We start from the raw sequence: 23,167 nt of genomic DNA on the forward strand, positions 1-23,167 counted from the left end.
CCGGATAGGGGATTTTTTCCGCTCATACGAATAATAGTCATGGACATTTCGCGACAGCTGATCGAAAAATTTATCACAGGGCAATGCACACCAGAAGAACAGGAACTGGTAAGTGCGTGGTTCCGGGAATATCCTGAGAAATTTTCCGAGTACTATACTGAAAGTTCGTGGGAAGCATTCCAGGTAGATGAATCCATTCCTGTTCCGGGCGAAAGGCTCTGGTCATCCATTCAGCAACAGGTCAGCCAGGGAAGGGCCCGCCGCCTGCGCACCATCTGGTCAGTTGCGGCAGCCATTATGATCATCATCACCGGTTATGCCGTCTACCAGTTGAGCCGGCCCGAAACAACAGGCGAAGGCACAATTGCCCGTAAAGCACCGGCACAAAAAACTTTACCACCGCATGCCATCACACCCATGCCGCAAACCAGGAAAACCATCGCCAATACTTCGGATGATTTCGCATCCAGCACCTTGCCGGACGGCAGTGTAGTGAAGATCGGACCGCAAAGCAGCATCACGTTCGACAGCCTTTTCCGCAACAACACACGCGATATCTTCCTGAGCGGAGAAGCTACTTTCACCGTGGTGAAAGACAAAACAAGGCCGTTCATCGTCCACTCGAAAAACTTTACCACCACTGCGCTGGGTACTGTTTTCACGGTCAACGACCGAAACCCTTCCTATGTGATCATCCGGCTGCATTCCGGCAAGATCGTCATCAGGAAGGAAAAGGATTTCGCTCCTTCTTTCAATGAAGTATACCTCTCTGCGGGACAACAATTAAAAGTGAACAGGACCTCACTCACAGCGAATGTCACCACTATTGCCGCAACACGACGCCCGCCGCTGGCTACACCCCGCATTAAACCTGCCATCCTCAGTTTCAATAAACAGTCCCTGCCGGAAGTACTGGCAAAACTGCAACAGGAATATCACGTGGAGCTGCAGTATGATGCAGCTGCCCTCGCCAATATGGAGTTTACAGGTGTTTACGACCCGTCGAAGATGACCCTGCAAGCTTTCCTCGAAACCCTTTGCCTGCTGAATGAGCTGAACCTTATTGAAAACAACAGCAACAATTTCACCCTGCAAATCAAATAATCAACCACCATAGTAATCACCAGTTTACACATGCCGCCTGGCCTGTGCATACTATCCTTTTCCCAAAAATCAAAACCAACCAGTTTATGAAGCGACTGCTAATCTTCCTGCTGGTGCTCTGCGCGGGCGCATCCCGGCTAACCGCGCAGCTCAGCAACAACACCGCCACCGGTATTATCCGGAATGAAAAAGGTGAAGCGCTCGAAGGCGCCGTCATCCAACTGCAACAACCGGCAGGTGATTTCAAACAATCCACAACAACCAACAAAAAAGGTCTCTTTACTTTCGGCAATGTTCCAGCGGGAACAGGCTACAGTTTTATCGTAAGTTATGTAGGCTATCTGACCGATACCCTTCCGGGTTATGAAATGAAGGAAGGCGGTCGCATTTCGCTCAGCGTGAACCTGCGCAATAAGGTCGCTGAGCTGGACAAGATCGTGGTGGTAGGATATGGCACCATGCGCAAGAAAGATCTTTCCGCTGCCGTGGCCGAAGTGCCCGATATGCAGCAGATCCAGGAAAGACCAGTACTGGATGTGGCCAACATGATCCAGGGAAAGGTAGCCGGCGTGACCGTGGTCAGCAATGGCGGACACCCCAACTCCACGCCCGAGATCGTGATCCGGGGGAAGGGCTCCCGCGGCAACGAAAGCCCGCTCTTCGTAGTGGATGGCGTTCCCAATGCGCCCTATAACCCGGCTGATGTGGTGAGCATGACGATCCTCAAAGATGCGGCTTCCGCAGCTATTTACGGCGCTTTCTCCGGTTCTGCGGGGGTTATCCTCGTCACCACCCGCCAGGCGAAGCAGGGCAAACCCAGTGTGGAATATGCCGGCTTCGTGGGCATGAAACAAGCCTGGAAAACCCCGCAGTCCCTCACGGCAGATAAAGAAGCAGAAGTGTCTAACCTGGCCTTCACCAACGCCGGTCAAGCCCCGCTGGACGGCTGGAATGCTTCCATCAATCCCGATGCGCAGGTTACCCGTACTGACTGGATAGACGAGATCTTCCGCACCGCCCTCGTACAACGCCATACCGTTACGGTGAATGCAGGTTCCGAAAAATTCTCCACCCTGTTCCAGGGTCGATATGAAGAGAACCAGGGAACACTGATCAATACCTATAGTAAGAATCTCTCCGCACGCTTCAATGCGTTGTATTCCTTCAATTCAAAGTTCAAGTTCAAACAGGAACTATTCATCAACAACCACGACAGCCGTGGAACAGAAACTTCCAGTGGTTATACAGGAACCATTCTTTCCGCCATCTACATGCCGCGCTCAGCAACGCCCTATTACGAAGACGGTACTTTCGGCGGTGTAGGTCCAAGGAACTCCGACTACCTCGGTATTCATGGGGACGTGGTGAACCCGGTGGCCACCTTGCTGCGCAACAAACCCTATGACCGGAGCACCGACATCCAGTCAGTATCCGAACTGCGGGTAGCCAATATCGTGAAAGGGCTTTCTTTCCTGACCCGCTTCTCCTACCGCCAGGGTTCTTCCCTCTACAAGAATTTTGAACCACGACGTACCGAACCCGGTAAGCCGAATGATCAGAATACGCTGTCCTATTCTACGGGCAAAACGTATAACTGGATCTGGGAAAACACCCTGAATTACAGCAAAACAATTGGCCGGCATAACATTGGCGCCATGGCCTCCACCACCGCCCAGGAGTTTTCTGACCGGGGCTTCACTGCCGCTGCGAAAACCTTCGACAATGAAGCGAACTGGGCGCAGTTCCTCGTCAATGCCGGCAACTTCACCGACCTGCGTCCGAGCGACTGGGAAATTAAAGATAGAAATGTGTCGTATGTGGGGAGAGTTTCCTATAGCTGGGCAGACCGCTATTTTGTAACCGGTAGCTACCGTTATGATCTCGCCGGCAGGCTGGGAGATGGCTTCCGCGGACAAGGTTTCCCGGGTGTTACGGCTGCCTGGAAGGTTAGTTCTGAACCATTTTTTAATTTCAGCGCGATTGAGTTGTTGAAAGTGCGGGCCAGTTGGGGAATGATAGGCAATATCGGTTCTGTCAGGTACTACTATGGCTACCCGACTCTTACACCGGATTATACTTACCAGATCGGCAACGGGGCGCCACAGTCCAACGCACTGTATATGGCCAGTGCGGTCAACCAGAGCCTGAGCTGGGAAACATCAGAGCAGAAAGACCTCGGCCTCGATCTCTCTCTCCCCGGAGAAAAACTGTCATTCACTTTTGATTATTTCGACAAGCTCACCGACAATCTCATCAATCCTATGACTTCCTGGCCCAGTACAATGGGCATCGCCCCACCTTATATCAACCAGGGTAAGATCCGCAATACCGGTTATGAATTTTCTGCTACTTATACGGGTAATGTGAGGGATGTAAAATATGTAGTGAGCGGTAACGTGGCCACGCTGAAGAACAGGGTGGAATACATCGACGGCAACCCGGCATCCGTATGGCAGCATACGGATGCCTGGAGGGGAACCATCGCGCCTTACCGTTCCGCTGTGGGACAGCCTTATTACTCTTACTGGCTGATCAAAACGGATGGCATCTTTCAGAATGAAAAACAGATCACCGATCATGCAGGTCCCAATGGCGAACTTATTCAGCCGAATGCCAAACCCGGCGACCTGAAATTTGTGGACCAGAACAACGACGGCAAGATTGACGACAAGGACCGCGTGTACATGGGCGCTTCTTTCCCGAAACTGACCTATGGCTTTACGGCAAACGTCACCTGGAAAAGATTTGACCTGAGCATGTTCTGGCAGGGTGTAAGCGGTGTGAAACTCTTCAACGCGTTTAAAGAATCCACTCTCAATGCTTCCGAGCAGGGGTACAACCGCTGGGACAAGATCCTCGATGCCTGGTCACCCACCAACACGGGTTCCAATATTCCGCGCATCTCCGCAAGTGATGCCAACAAGAACTTCCAGACACCATCCGACTGGTACCTCGAGAACGGCGATTATCTCCGCCTGAAGAGCCTGGTGATCGGTTACAATTTCCCGAAAGTGTTCAAGACCGCCACGATGCGCGTGTACCTGAGCGGTGATAACCTCATCACGATCACCAAGTACAGCGGTATGGATCCAGAAGTGGGCGGTATCGGCCTTGACGGCGGACAATTCCCCGTGTCAAGGGTATTTGCTGCCGGTGTAAAACTCTCTTTATAACATTCAAAAGTGCTAACATGAAACGTTTACAATATTTCTCGCTGGTCCTCGTGCTTGCACTACTCGGCACAGGCTGTTCAAAAGACTGGGTGGATACAAAACCCAATGGCGCACCTTCACTCGCGTATCTGTGGGATGGTGAATCGAATGTGGAAAAAGGTATCGCGTCTCTGTACATTTCCATGCGTTTTGAATCCACCTGGGGACGAAACCTCTTCTGGATGCAGAATGCCAGTGACGATCTCATCGTAGGCCGCTCCAAGGCCGATGGCGAGAACATCAAAAACTTTATCTGCTCCGGCCGCGAAGGATACATGACCGGTCCCTGGAACGATCTGTATACTTCCCTCGCCAATGCCAATGCTGCCATCGATGGGGTGCAGAAGGCCACCAATGTTTCCGAAGATTTCCGGAAGCGTGCGTTGGGCGAAGCATATTTCATGCGCGGGTTCATCCATTTCTGGATTGCTTATCTCTGGGGCCACGAACAACAGGGTGTTCCTTATGATGGTATTGAAAACAGCGAATATGGCAAGCGCATCGCACCGCAACTGCCTTCGGTGAAAGACAACTATGCGATCATCGCCAGCGACATGCAGAAAGCTGCTGAACTGCTGCCCCTGTTTGAAACCTATGGTCCTGCTGACCAGGGCCGCGCACACAAAGCTGCAGCGCTGGGTTATCTCGTGAAAACCTACGCTTACTGGGCGCAATACGACAACAGCAAGTGGGCACAGATCCCTGCGATCGCTGACCAGATCAAAAACGAATGCCACCGTGCACTGATCACCGGCAAACCCACTGCAAAGGACAACTACAAAGCTGTTTTCTCCATCGATAACAACTGGAGCAGCGAATACATCTGGTCCGTCACTTCCGGTACCCAGGGTGGCTCTGAATTTATGGGCGTAGTACTGGAAAACAAAGGGTGGGGCGTATACAATGGCTGGGGCTATTTCCAGCCGACAGAAGAATTATATGAAGCCTACGAAAATGGAGACCCCCGCCGCGAAGTGACCATCCTGAAATTTGGAGACGATTTCACCTTCTTTGGTGAACAAAGAAAATATTTCTCCACCAACAGCCTCTCCGGTTTCCAGATCAACAAATACATGGAACCGTATAGCTATGGATCAGATGGCGTAGCCAGCTCCAATACCAAGATTAACCAGAGCGGTGATTACCCCACTACGATGCTGAACTTACCTTTAATGCGGTATGCCGAAGTGTTGCTGTTCAAGGCGGAAGCATTGCTCCAGCAGGGACAAGCCGCTGCTGCTGCTGAGCCGCTCAATGAAGTGCGCGGAAGGGTGGGACTGGCGCCGATTACCACCCCCACGCTGGCGGATCTTAAACGCGAGCGACGTTGCGAGCTGGCCTGCGAATGGACCGATCGCCTGCAGGACCTGAAACGCTGGGGGGATTATGCCGTGATCAATGCGCCGTTGCATGGCCGCATACACGACAATAAAACCGATCCGGCTTCCAACTATACGATCCAGACCGTTTGGCCCGCGCGGAATTTTGATCCTGCCAAACATATGGCCTGGCCGATCAATCCCGATGAGATCTCCAAAAGTAACGGCGTGTATAAGCAGACGCCAGGCTGGTAATAGATGTTGAACAAACTTTCCTTTGATCAACTAAAAGGCTGTCGCTTGCCGGCAGCCTTTTCTCTTTTCTTAATTTGCAACTACAAACGTATTTACATGTTCAGGCTCTTCCCCACGTACAGGCTTCTTCCGCTGATTTTTGTGCTGGCAATATCATCCGCCTTCGCACAGCCCGTGAACTATTCCACCGCCAATGCCCACTCGCACAATGACTACGAGAACGCCGTGCCATTCCGTGCGGCCTATGAAGCAGGTTTCGGTTCCATTGAAGCAGATATTTTCCTGGAAGGCGATCAGCTGATCGTGGCACACGACCGGGAAGGCGTAAAACAGCAAAGAACGCTGGAAGCACTGTACCTGAAACCTCTGGCCAACGGTATCCGGGAACATAACGGGCATGTATATGCTGACCCCGGCAAACCATTGCAGTTGCTGATTGATATCAAGACCGAAGCCATACCCACACTGGCAAAACTGGTCAGCTTGTTGCGTCAATATCCGGATCTCACCGCCTGCAAAACGCTTAAATGCGTGATCTCGGGCAATCGTCCCGATCCGGCGACCTTCAACACCTACCCGGATTTTATCTGGTTCGACGGAGAGCTGAACAAAACCTACACGACTAATGCCCTCACAAAGGTTGCCCTGTTCAGCGATAACCTTCGCAACTACACAGCATGGAAAGGCTATAAAAGCAGTATCCCCGAAACCGAATTGCAGCGGCTGCAGCAAAGTATTCAGCGCAGCCACAGCCTTGGCAAACCCATCCGTTTCTGGAACGCACCGGATTCCATTACTGCCTGGTACCAGTTCATGGACCTGAAAGTGGATTTCATCAATACCGACCGGATCAGCGATATGGCGGCCTTCCTGGATAAGCTGGGTGCCACCAGTTTCACGTCCACCTTCAGCAACCACGCCTATCAGCCCACGTACAAAAGCGATGGCGCTACCCGGAAGGTCAAAAACATTATCCTCCTCATCGGCGACGGCACCGGGCTCGCCCAATGGTATGCCGGCTACACGGCCAACAAGGGGCAACTCAATGTTTTCCGGATGCGACATATCGGCCTGTCGAAAACGAGTTCGCACGACAATTTTGTAACGGATTCTGCGCCGGGTTCAACCGCCTTTTCCTCCGGGGAAAAGACCAACAACCGTTATGTGGGCGTTGACCATACCGGTGCACCACTCACCCTGCTGCCAATGATCCTGGCAATGAAAAAGATCAGGACCGGCCTCGTGACCTGCGGCGATATTACCGATGCCACACCGGCGGACTTTTATGCGCACCGGATGGATCGCGACAGTTCCGCAGCGATCTTCACTGACCTGGGCCGCTCGCCCGTACAGTTCGTATGGGGCGCCGGCAACAAAAGTTTTACGCCAGCCATACAGAAACAATTGGAAGATCAGCAGTTTCACGTCACCACTTCAATCGACAGTGTTCCTCTGAAAACCGTTTCTAAATGGGTGGTCCTGGATGACCGCGCCGGGCGTTCAGTATTGGGCCAGCGCGGCAACTGGCTGCCGGATGCCTTCAGCAAAGCGCTCCAGGTGCTTGGTTCCGGAGAATCCGGCTTTTTCCTCATGACCGAAGGCGCACAGATCGATTATGGCGGACATGGAAATAACCTGCCTTATGTGGCCACAGAAGTGATCGATTTCGATGAAGTGGTTGGAAGGGCCCTGCAATTTGCCGACGCCAATGGAGAAACACTGGTGATCGTTACAGCCGATCATGAAACCGGCGGGTTATCGTTGTTGGATGGCAATTACAGCACCGGCTCCATCAGCGGGCAGTTTGCGACCGGGCATCATACCGCAATGCCCGTACCCGTATTTGCCTATGGACCACAGGCACAATTGTTCCAGGGTGTTTACGAAAACACGGCATTGTTCGGAAAAATGCTGAAGGCTTTGGGTATAAATTAATGCGCCTTGACCAGGTGTTTCAGGATGACGATCTGCCCCAGGTGGTAATAGGCGTGCTCCACGATGCCAAAGAAGTTGTGGCGATAAGTGGAATGCCGGTCTTTGGTATTTGTGTCCAGATTTTGTTCAGGAAATTCCTCCATGGCATAACCCAGCGCTTTGAACGACTCATGGGCTTCCCTGATGAGGTCCTGCCATTCCGTTTCATTGCCGGGGATCCGCAGGTCAAAACCATTGCTGTCAGGGATTTCCGGGTTTTCACCCGCAAGGCGTTGCAGCAGGATCTGGTTCCAGTAAAGGAGATGGCTCACCAGGCCCGCAATGGTATTCGGCGATCCGGGCGTAACGGTCAATGCTTCCTCCAGGGAAACCGTTTGCAATGTTTCCAGCAATGAAACATCCGTCCAGTTCCCGCCTTCTGCAAAGCTGAGCAGGTTGTCAGCCAGGTGTTGGGTAAATTGCCTTTCCATGATCGCAATTGAAGGTACTACATTTCCAAAGTCAAAGTGAAGGAGTGCCTTGTCGCCCGTCTTTGACTGCCGTAGCTTTAGTGTAGGCAGTAGCTTTAGCGTAGGAGGATGCCTTTCTGAAATTGAGTAAAATGTAAAATCGAGTGAAATGAGCCACCAGCCTGCGTTTCATGAATTTATACGGTTGTGAACAACTAATGAACATGCTGGTTATTCTGGCGCCCAGCCACTGGTATCCCGATTTTCCCGATTTCACACCTGGCAATTTACACGCATAATCGAACCATTTGTAAACGGATAGTACATATACGGTTGTACAATGCAGTCTGGTGGCTCATTTCACTCGGTTTTTGTATTTTGCGCTTTTTTGAAAAAACAGCCCCCCGATGCTGCCCCGGTGCCGAAATCCATGGAATAGAATAACAGACCCAATTCACCAGTCAAACATTGAATTGTTAGGAGCAGAAAGTTCGCGTGAGCGCAACCGTACGTGCCTTTTCTTCGTAAACTCCATTAACGGGTTTCCGGATTAAAATTGGTGCTCCAATATTTAATCTTCCCGTTGATTGCAGTTTTTGCCAAACTGCGCTAATTTGTAAAGGCCCATTTTCATAAACCTTAACCGCCCCTGATCGTGTACACACCACGCGAACTCAATAAACTGCTGTTTGAAGTCATCATGGCAGGCAATCTGCCCATAAAAGATTCCTGTGCCGGTGGGCACAAAATCATCATCGCCCAGGAAGTATTTGCCGACGGACATATCATTGAAACAGACATCGTCAATGGCGCCAGGGTTTACCAGCCCACTGCTCATGGTATTGAATTCCTGATCAATGGCGGTTATGAATACCAGGCACTGCAGCAACAACGCACTGCAGTAACCAGCAGCCAACCTTTGCGTCTGCCGAAATGGCGATCCTGGGCCTTCGGACTCGCCGGCGCGGCACTGGGCGTATTGGCCGCCCACTTTCTCAACCGGCAGTAATCCGGTCCGGATTGTTCAATATATTTAGGCATGAAGACAAAGTGCTTATTGGCTGCCTTTCTTTTGCTGGCCTTCGAAATCTCTCCGGCGCAGGACACCGCCAATATCCCTGAACACAGGATAGACATCCGTAAACCGGTTGATACAGCCTGGAGCAATCAGCTTGCAGGGAAAGACCTCCTACCAAATGGGCACTTACTTCAACCAGCGGGACAAAGCCTGACCTTACCCAAACCCTCAGACTATGAATCCGCCAAACGTGTACTCAACCTCGAATTCGCCCACCATAAAAAACTGCTCATTGCAAAAGCCAACCGGCAACTGTATTTTATTGATGCCGCCAGTTTCAACACCCTTAACGCATTCGACTACCAGGATAAGGAAGCCGGTTCCATGAACGGCCTCGCGGTGAACAGCAATGATTCCACGATTTATTTTACCGGCCTGAATAAGAACCTCTACGTGGGTAATGTGAGCCCGTCAGGAAAATTTACCCTCATCCGGAAGATCGACCTGTCCCTCAACAAAAAGAACACTAACCCGCTGGGCATCGGGTTGTGCAGCAACAATATCGCGTTCGTCGCCCTGGCAATAGCCAATCGTATTGCCGTGGTAGACCTGGCGAAAGGCACCCTGCTCACCACGATCCCCGTTGGCGTTTGTCCTTATGCTGTCGTGATCTCCAAAGACAAAAAACTGGCTTTTGTCAGCAATTTCGGCGGACCGCACCCTGGCAAGAATGACCGCACAGAAACAACTGCCGGAAGCCCGGTTGCTGTTGATGAACGTTCCGTCGCGCTGCGCGGTTCCGTAACCGTTATCGATATCAAATCAAGAAAAGCAATTGCTGACATCACCACACGCATCCAGCCCGAAGCAATGGCCTTGTCCCCTGACGGTAAATTGTTGTATGTAACGGACGACAGTGGCGACGGCATCAGCGTGATCGATACAAAAACCTTCGCTGTTGTGCAGACCATCAATACGAAACCGGATCCTGCACTTCCTTATGGCAGTCTTACTACCGGGCTGTGCTTTACTGAAGACGGCAAAACCCTGCTCGCTGCCAATGCCGGCAACAATTCCATTGCGCTCATTGATGTGCAGCAGCCAGGCAAAACACCGTATGGTTTTATTGCTGCCGGCGGCTTCCCCGGGGCAGTCAATGTTGCGGGCAACAACCTTTTTATCGGCAATGTAACTGCCACAAGAGGAGAAATGCAGAAAGTGGAGCTCCCCGCCAGCAAGGCTGCAGCCGAAACCTATACGGCAGCTGCGCGCAAAGGCTTTCACTATATCGACCTGTTAAGAGCCCAGGCTGCTGCCAATCCCAATGCAGTCGCCAAACCGGTGCCCGACAATCCCGGCGAGCCGTCGCTCATCAAACACGTGGTATACATCATCAAGGAGAATAAAAAATTTGACCAGGTGCTGGGTGATTTCGGGAAAGGCAACTGCGACCCTGGTCTCGTGGAGTTCGGAAAAACCACCACGCCCAACACGCATGCGCTGGCCCGCCAGTTTGTGCTGCTCGACAACTACTATTGTAATGGCGTCAACTCCAGTGACGGCCACCACTGGGCGGTTCAGGGCATTACAACACCGTACCATGAAAAGGATTTTTCCATGGGGCACTGTGCCTATGATTTCGGAACGGACCCGCTCGCTTACGCGGGTTGCGGTTTTATCTGGAATCACCTGATGCGGAAAGGCATATCCTTCCGGAATTTCGGGGAAACCGACCTGGCGGAGATCACCAAAGGCAAAACCTGGACTGACGTTTATGAGTCCTGGATGAATAAGAACGATTCTGCACAGTACAAGTGCGTCTACAATATGAAAAGCCTGGAGAAATACAGTGACCTGCGATATCCCGGATGGAATATGAACATCACGGACCAGGTGCGGGCAGACGTCTTTATCCAGGCGCTGAAAGAATATGAAGCTGCTGGCAGCCTGCCGGAATTTATCATCATTTACCTGCCCAATGATCATACGTCGGGATACAGTGAAAAGAATCCCACGCCGCGGGCCTACGTGACGGATAACGACTGGGCGACGGGCAGGGTAGTAGAAGCGCTGTCGAAGAGTCTGTTCTGGAAGGATATGGCGATCTTCATCAATGAGGATGATCCGCAAAGTGGTACGGACCATGTGGACGGGCACCGCTCGATCTGTATGGTAGCGGGTCCATACGTTAAGCGGGATGCGGTAATCAGCCGCTTCTATAACCAGTCGTCGGTGCTGCATACGATCTGCCGGATCTTTGGCGTGCAACCGATGAACCAGCTGGTGGCATCGTCACCGGTAATGTCCGAGTGCTTTCAGCAACTGCCGGATTATTCGGGTTATACCTGCCTTCAACCTGCTATTCCCATCAATGAGATGAATCCACCCAAAACTGCTTTCACCAGCAAAACCACGGCCCGCCTGGCACCGCTCACGGCGAAAATGGATTTCTCCAGGCCCGACCTCATCGATAAGGATGCCCTGGTGTTCAGTGAATACGTCTGGTCCACTATCCACGGCGACAAACCTTTCCCCAAAGCCTATTTTGGCGCGCACCAGAAAGGCCTTAAAGCGCTTGGATTAAAGGTTGAACCCAAAGATGACGACGATTAGCTATAGGACAGACACCTTCTCTTACTTTATCAGGTACGCGCTGAAATAACAATGATGATTCTATCCTACCTCGTGATATAACGGGTTTATTTTGCCGGAATGACAGCAACACCAGTATTTCACCCGACCAGCGTCGCTTCCTGGAGAAAATGGCTGGAGAAAAATCACCAGATCCACAAAGCAGTCTGGCTGGTCTGTTATACCAAGAACGCCAAAAAGAAATCTATCAGCTGGAGTGATGCGGTAGATGTTGCCCTTTGCTTTGGATGGATTGACAGCAAGAAGATCAAAATCGATGAAGAAACGTCCCACCAGTTTTTCAGTCAGCGAAAGAAAAACAGTACCTGGAGCAGGATCAACAAGAACAAAGTGGAGCGCCTGATCGAAAGTGGCAGGATGGCTGAAGCAGGTTTGAAAAGCATTGAAATTGCCAGGCAGAATGGTTCCTGGAACCTCCTGGATGCCGTCGAAAACCTGACTATTCCCGAAGATCTTGAAAAGGCATTCCGGCAGCACAAGGGAACGAAGCAATACTTCCTGACGCTTAGCAAGTCCCTCAAAAAAATGCTGCTGCAATGGCTGGTACTGGCCAAACGCCCTGAAACACGGCAAAAACGCATTGATGAAATTGTGGCAGAAGCAATACAGCAAAAAGTGCCAAAACCATTTTCCCGAACGAGAAACATTTGATACAATGCATATAAAGCACCCCCGTTCTTATCGCTCGCCCACCGCTGAAGGATTCACCCCATACAGCTCCTTGAACGCGGTTGAAAAATGCGACAGGTTCTCAAACCCAACACGCAGATAAACATCGCTGGCCTTCTGATGCTTTTCTTTTATCAGGTAATACGCTTTTTCGAGGCGTTGCGTTTTTAACCATTTCTCAGGTGTCAGGGCAAAGGCTTTCTGGAAATCCCTTTTAAACGTGGACAAGCTCCTCCCGCTGAGTCGCGCAAATTCAGTGAGCGCTACATTGAACTCAAAATTCTTCAGCATAAAGGATTCCAGGTCGATCTTGTGCGGTTCACTGAAATCGAAAAGCAAACCCCGCAATGCTGGTCCCGCGGACAATAGCAGTTCTATGGCTTCTGTTGTTTTCAGATCCTGGAGCGCCGGGGTCAATGACCCGGGGTGATCGTAATAGGGCAGGAGAGAAGCAAAGAACGCGCTTAGAAACGCATTAGGGGTAAGTCCCAGGATCCGCGGTCCGGAATACCGTGGCAGCGCATCGATCCCTTTTTCCGCCGCATAGCGGCGCAATGCATCCTGGGTAAGATAGATCGTAACAGATTTAAACGGATCGCCGGAACTGCCAGGCGATTTCTCACCCCGCGCCAGCTGGTTCCTGCTCACCAGCACCATATCACCCGCCTGATAGTTTTTAAGGCCATCAGGCGTGGTGAAGCGGACCGTGCCGGACTGGATAAATGTGAGTGCGTGCTCTTCCACCACTTTTTCGCGGTCAAATGTACCCTGGTAGTAGCAGGAATATAATATGGCGGACTTTCTCACGACTGTAAATTAAGACAGCATTTCGGTGATCATGGCATCAAAAGCTTCATCGGTCATGTTTTTCCGGGATTCCAGCAGCTCCGCTGCAAAGGCTCCGCCAACGTACCGTGCTTTCGGTCGTTCTGCTGTGAGCGCTTCCATGATCAGGTCGGCGATCACAACCGGGTCCGCACCTGCGGCATCACTTGTTTTCAAACCATTGTGGCGTTTTGCTGCCGCTGTTTCATATGCGGTCCCCTCTGCATGCAGCAGCATATTGTCCACCGCGATGGATCCCCATTCGGTTTTGACAGCGCCGGGTTCAATCACGATCACGTCAATGCCGAATGGCCTCACTTCCTGCCGGAGTGCATCACTCCATCCTTCCAGCGCGAATTTGCTCGCATGATACCAGCCACCGAAAGCTGTAGCCAGTTTTCCGCCGATGGAGGACACGTTCACGATCTTCCCCCATCCTTTTGCCCGCATGGCGGGCAACACCAGCTGCACCAAACGGGCGGGCCCAATCAAATTGACTTCCATCTGGTAGCGGGCTTTATCCATCGGAATCTGCTCGATCGGCCCAAATTCCCCATATCCCGCATTGTTGATCAGGATATCAATGGCGCCGTCACTTTCCATGATACGGTTCACGGCGGCGCTGATCGACGCTTCATCCGCCACATCCATAGCCAGCGGCGTGATACCTTCCGCTGCCAGGCCCTGCATCCTGGCCGTGCTGCGGCCGGCACCGTACACTTTATGTCCTGCTTTTGCCAGTGCGATGGCGGTTGCTTTTCCTATACCGGATGATGCCCCGGTGATCAATACTGTTTTGCGCATAATTGATGTTTTTATTATGACACAAATTTCAGACGCGAAGGGGCCTCACTGGTTTTGCCAGCAGGCCAAAGTGGTTTGCTCAACGGGTCAATAAAAAAAGCTTCACAGTTACGAAATTGACATCCTATAAACCTTTAAAAAGGGTCTTGCTGAGGTAAACCTTGTAGTCTTTGATCCGGCCGTTGGGCGAATCCTGCCGCGGCAGGTATTTCAGACCACTCACCTTATGGCTGCCACCAAGATCAATCACAATGGCATGCGGATGTTTCGGTTGATTACCCTGCCACTGCGTATGCCAGAGAGAAGTGGGCTGCAGGTCAAACACGTTATCGGCCTTTCCGTCATCGCCATCCACTTCCTCACTGTCTGCATACAGCACTTTCCATTGTGTACGGGGTATTTCCCGGCCCTGCTCATCCAGCAGGTACAATTCGGCCACTGTAGTAAACGGATCTTCATTGCGTTGGGAATTCAGCGCTTCCAGGCAGAGATAACGGCCCTGCGCCACATCGAAACGAATGGTCTGCAGTTCGATTCCCCCGGGAAATTCACCGGTGTGCACAGGAACTGCCCCGGCAAGGTCCAGGGACTGACCAGCTTTGCGGTGCTTCCGCAGCTTCGCCGTTTCTTTCAGGTCATCCAGCAGCGGCTTTGCAAGTCCCGCCAATATCGGTTGTACAGCACCGGTATAATCGAGCACCACCACTTCATTGCTTCCTTCCTTCAGCCACGGTCCCGGTACATACATCGTTTGCGTGGGACCGATATTCCAGTAGCGCCCGAGGCAATGACCGTTGATCCAGACCAGGCCCTTGCCCCATTTGCTGACGTCCAGGAAAGTATCGCCCGTTTTGGTGAGCTGGAACCTGCCGCGGTGAAAAGCGGGCCGGGTAGTTGTTCCCGCCTTGAACTTTACGTAACCAGGAATACCATCGTTACTCAACGCGATCGGGTATACTTTCCAGTTGACAAGGTCTTTTGTACTACCATCGGGATTCGTCACCATCACTTTTTCCGTAATGCCCTTGCGGTCGTGCAGCTGACTGCCGAAATTCACCCGGCCCATTGCTTCTACAAGGATATCCAGCACATCGCCTTTTTTCGTTACCGGAAGGCTGACCCTGTTTTCATTTCTTCTCCGGTCGAGTGTGGCGATCTTTTTTCCATTCACATATACTAAAGCAAAATCATGCACTTCCTGGATGAACAGGGTAGTAGCGGGCCCGCCCGGCAAAGCAGTTCGGTAAAGGATGCTGCCATAACCCTGGTTGTATGCTTCCATATTGCGTGGATGCTCGTCTGTGACAAAGGGTGGCAGGTTAGAGAATACCGGTGCAGTCTCCGTGGTGCGGAAAGGCGGGATCGTAATGACGGCATTCCTGGCGGGCACATCCGGCAGCGTTTCGCCTTCCTGCAGGTAGCCGGCAAAAAGCTTGCGCAACGCATAGAATTTATCCGTGTCCCACCCCGCCTCACTGATCGGTGCATCGTAATCATAGCTGGAGGTTTGTGGCAGGAACGGCGGACAATTCGCACCGGACCATTGTCCGAAGCTGGTGCCGCCGTGCACCATATAAATGCTGAATGATGCCTTGTGGTCGAGCATATAGGCGAGTTCTTTCACCACATGGTCAATAGCACCAGTGTGGTGCCGTGTACCCCAGGAATCGAACCAGCCGGGATAATATTCTCCGCACATGAGCGGGCCGGTTTTCCGGATCTCGCGCAGCGCTTTGAAATTGGCTTCGGGATTGCCGCCGAAATTCACCACACTGAAGATCTCATCCCGCACGTCCTGCTTTAACTGGGAAGGGCCATCGCAGGTGAAGAGCGGAACGGTAAACCCGGCTTCCCAGATGTAGTCGCGGATCTTACCGATATACTCCTTATCGTTCCCGTAGGAACCATATTCGTTTTCCACCTGTGTCATGATGATGGGCCCGCCTGAAGTGATCTGCAGGGGCGCCAGTACACGGCCAACTTCTTTCAGGTAAAGCCGGCTGCGTTCCATGTAGTAAGGGTCTTGCGTGCGCAGTTTGATATCTTTTTGCTGCAACAGCCACCAGGGGAAACCACCGAATTCCCATTCTGCGCAGGAATAGGGACCGGGACGAAGGATGACGTATAACCCTTCCTGTTGGGCGAGCTTGCAGAAGGCTGCGGCATCCGCTGCGCCCGACCAGTTGAAGTTGCCGGGCGTGGTTTCATGCAGGTTCCAGAAGAGGTAAGCACAAACGGTATTCAGGCCCATGGCCTTGGCCATCTTCAGCCGGTGTTGCCAGTATTCACGGGGGATCCGGGCGAAATGCATTTCACCACAGCGGATCACATAAGGTTGGCCATTCAGCAGAAAACTGCTGTCTGCAATGGCGAAGCCGTTGGGGCTGTTCGTTAACTGAGCTGTACCAGTGATCGCTAGGAGCAATGCGAAAAGAATAAAGCAGAAACGTTTCATGAGTTTTTGTTTGGGCAATGGTTCCGGCAGAGCAATCGTTGAAAAAAAAAAAGGAAGGGATAAAAATAATGAAAAGCGGTTGTGCCTGCTTCGGGTTACACAATCGATTGCCGGGAGAAGATTTTTTTAAAATTGTGGTGAATCCACCTGGTGGGCCACCGGTGCCGGAAATAAAAGTGAAATAAGGATTTCCTGCGTTGTTACAACATAGGAGAGATCAGGCGCGCGCATTTTTCGCCCAGCTGTTTCATTACGGGACGGTTGCGCCAGGCGGCCGGATCTATTTTTTCTGCGTCCTGAAGATCCCTGTAAAAGACTTCGCGCAATGCCTTTGCCGCCTGTTCACCATATACGATGGCATTGACTTCAAAGTTCAGGTCGAAACTACGGTAATCCATATTCGCCGTTCCCACCATGGCGACGGAGTTGTCGGTCACGAGTGTCTTCGCATGTACAAAGCCTTTACGGTACAGGTAGATTGCTGCACCGGCTCTGAGCAGGTCGCCGTAGTTAGACCAGGCGGCAGCATTCACCACCCTGGAGTCGGATTTTCCGGGTACCAATATTTTCACCTGTACGCCGCTGAGGGATGCACTCATCAGCGCATCAAGAATACTTTCGCCGGGAATAAAATAAGGCGTGGTGATGAGAATTTCCTGCTTTGCCAGTTTGATGGCCTGCAGGATGGCAAAGAGAATGGTGGGACGGTCAGAGTCCGGTCCGCTGGCAGCGATCTGAACGATCGCATTTCCTTTCTGCTGCAACTGTGCGGGATCCGGGAAAAATTCGGGACAAGCCTGAAGGTGATCTTTCGCGCAGAAATTCCAGTCGCAGAGAAAGAGGTACTGCACGTAATACGCGCCGGCACCGTCAATGCGCAGGTGGGTGTCACGCCAGAAAAGTCTTTGAGGATTGGCATCGGTATTCACGTACCGTTCACTCACGTTGATGCCGCCGACGAATGCGGTGCAGCCATCGATCACAATGATCTTGCGGTGGTTGCGGTAGTTGAGCCGGTTGGCAAGTGCAATGAATCTGATCTTAGAGAATGGGAACACCCTGATACCGGCTGCTTTCATATGTTGCAGGGTTTTTTTCTTCAGCGCATGACTGCCAAAATCATCATAGATGAAACGGACTGTCACGCCTTCATTTGATTTTTCGGTCAGTGCGTGGATCAGCTGTTGCCCGGTGTCGTCATCCTCAAAAATATAGTACTCGATATGGATATGATGTTTTGCCTCGGCCACTGCGGCAAACACTTCGGGGAATTTTTCCTCGCCATTGATCAGCAGCTTCACGTCGTTTCCGGCGGTGAGTGCGCTGAGACTGTCCCGCGCCAGCAGCCAGGCCAGGGATTCCGCCGGGGCGACTGCGGCTGCGTGTTCCTTTGCGGTGACACGGGAGTATTGAACGATATGCTGTTGCAGGTTGTCTGCCAGCGCGTCATCTCCCAGGATTTTCTTGCTAAACATTTTTCTTTTCCGGTAGTTGATGCCGAAAGAGAAATAGACAAAGATACCGGCCAGCGGAAGAAAGATCACGAGCAGCAGGTAGGCGAGGGCTTTACTGGGCCTGCGGGTATCCCAGATGATGCGCAGGCAGACCAGCACCACGACCAGTGCGTAAAGGATTTCAGCCAGGATGGTCCATTTCATGTTCTCTCAGAAGACAGCCTCCCGGATGCCGTTCCGCCAGATTAAAAGATATTTTCTGTCTATTAATACTTTATTATTTGCTAAAACAAATAAGCAATAATATCCTGAAGAAAATAACTATTCTACTTCTTGGGCTTTGCTTCGGGAAACTTCCACGAACCATTCTGTATTTCCTTACGGGGACGGTAAAGCCGCACCCAGTAATTCCAGCCGTCCGTAATGGGAATACAGTTGGCGATTTTTCCGTCGCAACCGCCAAATTGTATCGTCACTGATCCATCAGCATCTTTTTTGGCAGTCACGTTATTAATCGAATAACTATTATAGTCATTCTTCTCAAAATAGCCAGCCTTATTGTAAACGCTGATGGACCAGAATCCATCCACCGGAACATTTTTTACCTTAAGGGTATAGATAGTTTTGCCATCATTATGCTGCGGCGTTACCGGCAGGTACATGGCATCTTTTTCAGGATTTCCACCCCAGGCGGAGGCGCTGCCGATCAGGTGGCGAACGGGGTCTACCTGACCCCGGGGACCAAACATGCCCTTGGTATCAGGAAGCGATTTTGATACCTCTACCAGTGAATCATGAATTTTTTTCTGACTGTCTTTATCCCAGTTGGGAATGTCAAAGCTCCCCTTATTCGTCTGCTCTATCTTAATTGCTGCCTGTAATGCCTTTACCCGGTCAAGGTCCTTCTCGTTATTGGGATCAATAAAGGTTCGTATCGCCAGCATCATGTAGCGGGTGCCGACCTTATCTTTGGTATAGGTAAAAGTGCCCGGTGCATATACGGTTTCAGCATACTGGTCTTCATCAATAGACATCATCGACATAAATCCTTTCCCCGGATCGGGCAATATAGCGGTTACAGGACCTGCGTCGAGGTCCAAAACGATAGAAGAATACAACACATCGCGGTTGGCACGGATAACAGTCTGGTTGTCGATGGGCATCAATTCGGTATAATGGTGAAACTGGCCGATACCTCCCGCCTCTTTCACTGAAGTGGCAAAATAGACATCTGTTTCCGCACGAACGAAATTGTCAGCTGTCACCTGTACAGCATTGGATGCGGCCGCAGTATCGGTTTGTACCTCACCCGAATCCTTCGCGGTAGTGTCATGGGTTGACGACGACTGGTTGCAGGAACCGAGTGTTCCCAATGCAATCACGATAGCAAGTCGAAAAAATGGTTGTTTCATTTTTCTAAATTTTACCGGTAACCAGTACAGGACAAGCCTCACCCGATGTTTTCGCCAATATTAAATATTAATATATTTCAATATAGATTCCCTAAATTAGGATTCGAAATACAGCTCCCCCTGTTGTTGAAGAGTTAAGGTCAGTCTGGTTTAAGTTTTATACGGCAGCAAGAAACTGCCGGATTGAAAAAACTAAAACAATAACATGGATTGGATCGTCAGCGTACTTCGGCAATACCCGGAACTAGCCATCTTTCTCACCCTTTCCCTGGGCTACTCCATCGGGATGCTCAAGTTCAAAAGCTTCTCCCTCGGTACAGTTACCAGCGTCTTACTGGTGGGCGTATTAATGGGACAACTCGATATCCAGATCGCCCCAGCCGTAAAATCCGTTTTCTTCCTGATGTTCCTGTTTGCTGTCGGCTACAGCGTGGGGCCGCAGTTTTTCGGTGGACTCAAAAAGGACGGCCTTCCCCAGATGTTGTATGCCGTGGTGGTATGTGTTCTGTGCCTGATCTTCCCCTGGGTTATCGGAAAAATAATGGGATACGATATGGCACTCACCGCCGGCATGCTGGCGGGCTCTCAAACCATTTCCGCAGTCATCGGCGTCTCCTCAGATACCATCAATCAACTCAATATTCCCGCTGAACAAAAAGCGGCCCTGATCAATAAAATCCCGGTTGCCTATGCCGTCACCTACATCTTCGGTACCGCCGGATCCGCATGGGTTTTGGCTTCCCTTGGACCGAAGTTACTCGGGGGCAATATTGTTGAAAAGGCAAAAGAACTGGAAAGAACACTGGGCGGTGACGCCATCGGAAACGATCCCGGCATTACCTCTGCCTATGATCGGGTAGAGTATAATGCCTATAAGATCATGCCGCAATCTTTTGCGTGCGACAAAACCGTTGCCGCCATCGAAACCGAATTGCAGCAACACGGCCGGAGATTGTTTGTGGTGCGCGTCCGTCAAAACAACAAGATCCTCGAAACCACCCCGGATATGATCATCCGGAAAGATGACGTGATTGCAGTCGGTGGCAGGCGGGAATTCATGATGAACTACCAGGCAGTGAACGAAACAGAAATACTGGATACCGAATTATTGAATTTTCCGGTTGAAGTACTGAGCGTGCTGATCGTTCAGAAAGAAATTATCGGGAAAACCATCGCTGACCTCCGGCAACAGGATTATATGCATGGGGTAATAGTCAGGTCGCTCAAACGGGGCGGCATCGAAATGCCGGTTTTTCCCAATACGATATTGCAGAAAGGCGACATGATCGAAGTACTGGGCATCAGGTCTGCTGTGGAAGCCTCACTGCCACATATCGGTTACCCCGACCGGCCCACCAATACCACGGATATGATCTTTGTAGGACTCGGTATTTTCCTGGGCGGCCTACTGGGCGCAATCACCCTGCATGTTGGCGGTGTTCCGCTGAGCCTGAGTACCAGCGGGGGCGCCCTGATTTCCGGTTTAATTTTCGGATGGTTAAGAGGACAGCATCCCACCTTCGGCAGGGTTCCCGAACCCGTATTATGGTTCATGAACAACGTCGGCCTGAATATTTTTATCGCGATCGTCGGCATCACCGCAGGACCGAGCTTTATCGAAGGTTTTCAGCAGGCCGGCTGGGGATTGTTTATTGCTGGTGCGCTCGCCACCGCCATACCATTGATATTGGCCGTTCTGATCGGAAGATTTATTTTCAAATTCAACCCCGTCATCACCCTGGGCTGTGCTGCCGGTGCAAGAACCACTACTGCTGCGCTGGGTGCCATCCAGGACGCCGTGAAAAGCAAAACACCCGCCCTGGGGTATACCGTTACCTACGCTGTCGGCAATACCCTGCTCATCATCTGGGGGGTAGTCATCATTATCCTGATGCGCTGATCCCTCCGTCACATTCAACCTGTAAATGTTCCACTATGGCAACGCACATTTCGAAAATCAAAACGACCCGTGCAGAAGAAAAATCACTTCGCGCACTCAGTCCCTTTGAAATAAAAAACCAGCTGATCGCACTCGCCGAAGAGCACGCACAGAAGTCAGCCGCCGCCCTGCTCAATGCCGGCCGCGGTAACCCCAACTGGATCGCTACCGTTCCCCGCGAAGCGTTTTTCCTCGCGGGACAATTCGGCCTGGAAGAATGCCGCAGGAATATGGACGTAGATGGGATCCTCGCTGGTATCGTCCAGGAAAAGGAAGGTGTTTCTAAACGATTTGAAGCCTTTATCGACAAAAACAAATCCCTTCCCGGTGCAGTCCTCCTGCAACAGGCCTTCCGCTATGGGGTGGACAAACACAAGTTCGATCCTGATGCCTGGATCCGCGAATGGATAGAGGCCGTTATTGGTTTTAATTACCCGGTTCCCGACCGCATGCTTTCCCAGATCGAAAAGGTGGTGCACGATTACCTGCTGCAGGAAATGTGCGGCACAACGGAATCCAAAGGCAACTATGACCTGTTTGCCGTGGAAGGCGGCACCGCAGCAATGTGTTATATTTTTGATTCGCTCATGCAGAATTATCTCGTCAAAAAGGGAGATAAAATTGCGCTGCTTACCCCCACCTTCACCCCCTATGTCGAAATCCCGGAACTCGACCGGTACGCCTTTGATGTGGTGTATATCCAGGCAAGTTCCACGGGAGACAAGGGGTTCCATACCTGGCAATACCCGGATGCGGAACTGGACAAATTAAAGGATCCTGCGGTAAAGATTGCTTTTGTCGTCAATCCCAGCAACCCGCCTTCTTTTGCGATGGGATCAGCAACCCTCGATCATATTGCCGCCATCGTCAAAAACGACAATCCCGGGCTGATGATCATTACCGACGATGTATATGGCACGTTTGTCAACAACTTTCGCTCGCTGATGGCCGTGCTCCCTTTCAACACGATTACGGTTTACTCCTTCTCCAAATATTTCGGTTGTACAGGCTGGCGCCTGGGCGCGATCGCGATTCATGAAGAAAATATATTCGACAAAAAGATCGCTGCTTTGTCCGCTGCGCAAAAGAAGGACTTAAACAAGCGATACGGTACCATCAGTCTTACACCGGAGTCCATAAAATTCATCGACAGGATGGTTGCCGACAGTCGTCAGGTGGCACTCAACCATACTGCCGGCCTCTCGCTGCCCCAGCAATTCCAGATGATGCTGTTTGCTGCTTTCTGCCTGCTCGATCAAAAAAATGAGTATAAAGCCCTGACACAATCCATCATTCAACAACGGCTGAAGTTGTTATGGGAGGGACTCGAAGTGGACATCCCGGATGATCCGACGCGTGCCGGGTACTATTCCGAAATAGATGTGCTGGTGGCCGCAAAGTTTTACTACGGGGAGGAATTTGCAAAGTGGCTGGTCGAAAATTTTGACCCTGTCGATGTATTGTTCCGGCTGGCGGAAAAAACCTCCGTGGTACTCCTCAATGGCGGTGGCTTTGCCGGTCCTGAATGGAGCATCCGGGTGTCGCTGGCAAATCTCGACACGGATGATTACCTCGCTGTCGGAAAAAATATCCGGGCAATTTTGATGGAGTATGTTACCGCCTGGAAGGAGGGTGCACAAAAATAAACAATCAGCCAATCGTTGA

15 protein-coding genes are annotated in these 23,167 nt (G+C 51.3%); 9 read left to right on the forward strand and 6 right to left on the reverse strand.

From position 1 onward, the window contains the following. Nucleotides 1-39: 39 nt before the first annotated feature. The 4 genes from FPE01S_RS15730 to FPE01S_RS15745 all read left to right on the forward strand — a co-directional run bounded on the left by FPE01S_RS15730 (nucleotide 40) and on the right by FPE01S_RS15745 (nucleotide 7,825). The gene (locus FPE01S_RS15730) at nucleotides 40-1,104 is read left to right on the forward strand and encodes a FecR domain-containing protein (protein WP_046370025.1); all 1,065 of its coding nucleotides are present in this window, start codon (nucleotides 40-42) and stop codon (nucleotides 1,102-1,104) included. 86 nt (nucleotides 1,105-1,190) lie between these two features. Beyond that, nucleotides 1,191-4,277, forward strand: a complete 3,087-nt coding sequence (locus FPE01S_RS15735) for a SusC/RagA family TonB-linked outer membrane protein (RefSeq protein ID WP_052956026.1) — start codon at nucleotides 1,191-1,193, stop codon at nucleotides 4,275-4,277. 17 nt (nucleotides 4,278-4,294) lie between these two features. Then, nucleotides 4,295-5,890, forward strand: a complete 1,596-nt coding sequence (locus FPE01S_RS15740; protein ID WP_046370026.1) for a RagB/SusD family nutrient uptake outer membrane protein — start codon at nucleotides 4,295-4,297, stop codon at nucleotides 5,888-5,890. 96 nt (nucleotides 5,891-5,986) lie between these two features. Continuing rightward, entirely contained in the window at nucleotides 5,987-7,825 is a 1,839-nt protein-coding gene (locus FPE01S_RS15745; protein ID WP_046370027.1) for an alkaline phosphatase, read from the forward strand. Here FPE01S_RS15745 and FPE01S_RS15750 read toward each other — a convergent pair. Next, the gene (locus FPE01S_RS15750; RefSeq protein WP_046370028.1) at nucleotides 7,822-8,295 is read right to left on the reverse strand and encodes a DinB family protein; all 474 of its coding nucleotides are present in this window, start codon (nucleotides 8,293-8,295) and stop codon (nucleotides 7,822-7,824) included. The two genes, FPE01S_RS15745 and FPE01S_RS15750, sit on opposite strands and share 4 nt — an antisense overlap. Nucleotides 8,296-8,929: 634 nt before the next feature. On the opposite strand from FPE01S_RS15750, the gene FPE01S_RS15755 reads away from it, so the two are divergent. The 3 genes from FPE01S_RS15755 to FPE01S_RS15765 all read left to right on the forward strand — a co-directional run bounded on the left by FPE01S_RS15755 (nucleotide 8,930) and on the right by FPE01S_RS15765 (nucleotide 12,595). Then, nucleotides 8,930-9,283 (forward strand): hypothetical protein, encoded by a 354-nt coding sequence (locus FPE01S_RS15755; protein WP_046370029.1) that lies wholly within the window; start codon nucleotides 8,930-8,932, stop codon nucleotides 9,281-9,283. Between the two features lie 30 nt (nucleotides 9,284-9,313). Then, the gene (locus FPE01S_RS15760) at nucleotides 9,314-11,905 is read left to right on the forward strand and encodes a bifunctional YncE family protein/alkaline phosphatase family protein (RefSeq protein ID WP_083990295.1); all 2,592 of its coding nucleotides are present in this window, start codon (nucleotides 9,314-9,316) and stop codon (nucleotides 11,903-11,905) included. A 99-nt stretch (nucleotides 11,906-12,004) separates the two neighbouring features. Further along, nucleotides 12,005-12,595, forward strand: coding sequence for a YdeI/OmpD-associated family protein (locus FPE01S_RS15765; RefSeq protein WP_046370031.1), 591 nt, complete (start codon nucleotides 12,005-12,007; stop codon nucleotides 12,593-12,595). A 27-nt stretch (nucleotides 12,596-12,622) separates the two neighbouring features. Here the strand turns inward: FPE01S_RS15765 and FPE01S_RS15770 are convergent, their stop codons facing one another. The 5 genes from FPE01S_RS15770 to FPE01S_RS15790 all read right to left on the reverse strand — a co-directional run bounded on the left by FPE01S_RS15770 (nucleotide 12,623) and on the right by FPE01S_RS15790 (nucleotide 19,563). Then, nucleotides 12,623-13,420 (reverse strand): helix-turn-helix domain-containing protein, encoded by a 798-nt coding sequence (locus FPE01S_RS15770; protein WP_046370032.1) that lies wholly within the window; start codon nucleotides 13,418-13,420, stop codon nucleotides 12,623-12,625. A 9-nt stretch (nucleotides 13,421-13,429) separates the two neighbouring features. After that, a complete protein-coding gene (locus FPE01S_RS15775; RefSeq protein WP_046370033.1) occupies nucleotides 13,430-14,242 on the reverse strand; it encodes an oxidoreductase in 813 nt (270 codons plus the stop codon). 124 nt (nucleotides 14,243-14,366) lie between these two features. Further along, entirely contained in the window at nucleotides 14,367-16,697 is a 2,331-nt protein-coding gene (locus FPE01S_RS15780) for a beta-galactosidase (RefSeq protein ID WP_046370646.1), read from the reverse strand. A gap of 200 nt (nucleotides 16,698-16,897) precedes the next feature. Further along, nucleotides 16,898-18,355, reverse strand: coding sequence for a cardiolipin synthase (gene cls / locus FPE01S_RS15785; protein WP_046370034.1), 1,458 nt, complete (start codon nucleotides 18,353-18,355; stop codon nucleotides 16,898-16,900). Nucleotides 18,356-18,477: 122 nt separating this feature from the next. Next, nucleotides 18,478-19,563: a DUF1214 domain-containing protein gene (locus FPE01S_RS15790; RefSeq protein ID WP_072054007.1), complete on the reverse strand. Its 1,086-nt coding sequence runs from the start codon at nucleotides 19,561-19,563 to the stop codon at nucleotides 18,478-18,480. Between the two features lie 205 nt (nucleotides 19,564-19,768). On the opposite strand from FPE01S_RS15790, the gene aspT reads away from it, so the two are divergent. Together aspT and aspD are read left to right on the forward strand one after the other, a co-directional pair. Beyond that, nucleotides 19,769-21,463 carry an aspartate-alanine antiporter gene (gene aspT, locus FPE01S_RS15795; protein ID WP_046370035.1) on the forward strand — a complete coding sequence of 565 codons (1,695 nt, stop codon included), beginning with the start codon at nucleotides 19,769-19,771 and terminating at the stop codon, nucleotides 21,461-21,463. 35 nt (nucleotides 21,464-21,498) lie between these two features. Beyond that, a complete protein-coding gene (gene aspD / locus FPE01S_RS15800; protein WP_046370036.1) occupies nucleotides 21,499-23,148 on the forward strand; it encodes an aspartate 4-decarboxylase in 1,650 nt (549 codons plus the stop codon). Nucleotides 23,149-23,167: the final 19 nt, after the last annotated feature.

The sequence above is a fragment of the Flavihumibacter petaseus NBRC 106054 genome (assembly GCF_000974785.1).
GTDB lineage: Bacteria > Bacteroidota > Bacteroidia > Chitinophagales > Chitinophagaceae > Flavihumibacter > Flavihumibacter petaseus.

Coding starts and splice junctions, on each gene's coding strand:
- FPE01S_RS15730 (WP_046370025.1), top strand. CDS start 40: ATGGACATTTCGCGACAGCTGATCGAAAAATTTATCACAGGGCAATGC.
- FPE01S_RS15735 (WP_052956026.1), top strand. CDS start 1,191: ATGAAGCGACTGCTAATCTTCCTGCTGGTGCTCTGCGCGGGCGCATCC.
- FPE01S_RS15740 (WP_046370026.1), top strand. CDS start 4,295: ATGAAACGTTTACAATATTTCTCGCTGGTCCTCGTGCTTGCACTACTC.
- FPE01S_RS15745 (WP_046370027.1), top strand. CDS start 5,987: ATGTTCAGGCTCTTCCCCACGTACAGGCTTCTTCCGCTGATTTTTGTG.
- FPE01S_RS15750 (WP_046370028.1), bottom strand. CDS start 8,295: ATGGAAAGGCAATTTACCCAACACCTGGCTGACAACCTGCTCAGCTTT.
- FPE01S_RS15760 (WP_083990295.1), top strand. CDS start 9,314: ATGAAGACAAAGTGCTTATTGGCTGCCTTTCTTTTGCTGGCCTTCGAA.
- FPE01S_RS15765 (WP_046370031.1), top strand. CDS start 12,005: ATGACAGCAACACCAGTATTTCACCCGACCAGCGTCGCTTCCTGGAGA.
- FPE01S_RS15775 (WP_046370033.1), bottom strand. CDS start 14,242: ATGCGCAAAACAGTATTGATCACCGGGGCATCATCCGGTATAGGAAAA.
- FPE01S_RS15780 (WP_046370646.1), bottom strand. CDS start 16,697: ATGAAACGTTTCTGCTTTATTCTTTTCGCATTGCTCCTAGCGATCACT.
- cls (WP_046370034.1), bottom strand. CDS start 18,355: ATGAAATGGACCATCCTGGCTGAAATCCTTTACGCACTGGTCGTGGTG.
- FPE01S_RS15790 (WP_072054007.1), bottom strand. CDS start 19,563: ATGAAACAACCATTTTTTCGACTTGCTATCGTGATTGCATTGGGAACA.
- aspT (WP_046370035.1), top strand. CDS start 19,769: ATGGATTGGATCGTCAGCGTACTTCGGCAATACCCGGAACTAGCCATC.
- aspD (WP_046370036.1), top strand. CDS start 21,499: ATGGCAACGCACATTTCGAAAATCAAAACGACCCGTGCAGAAGAAAAA.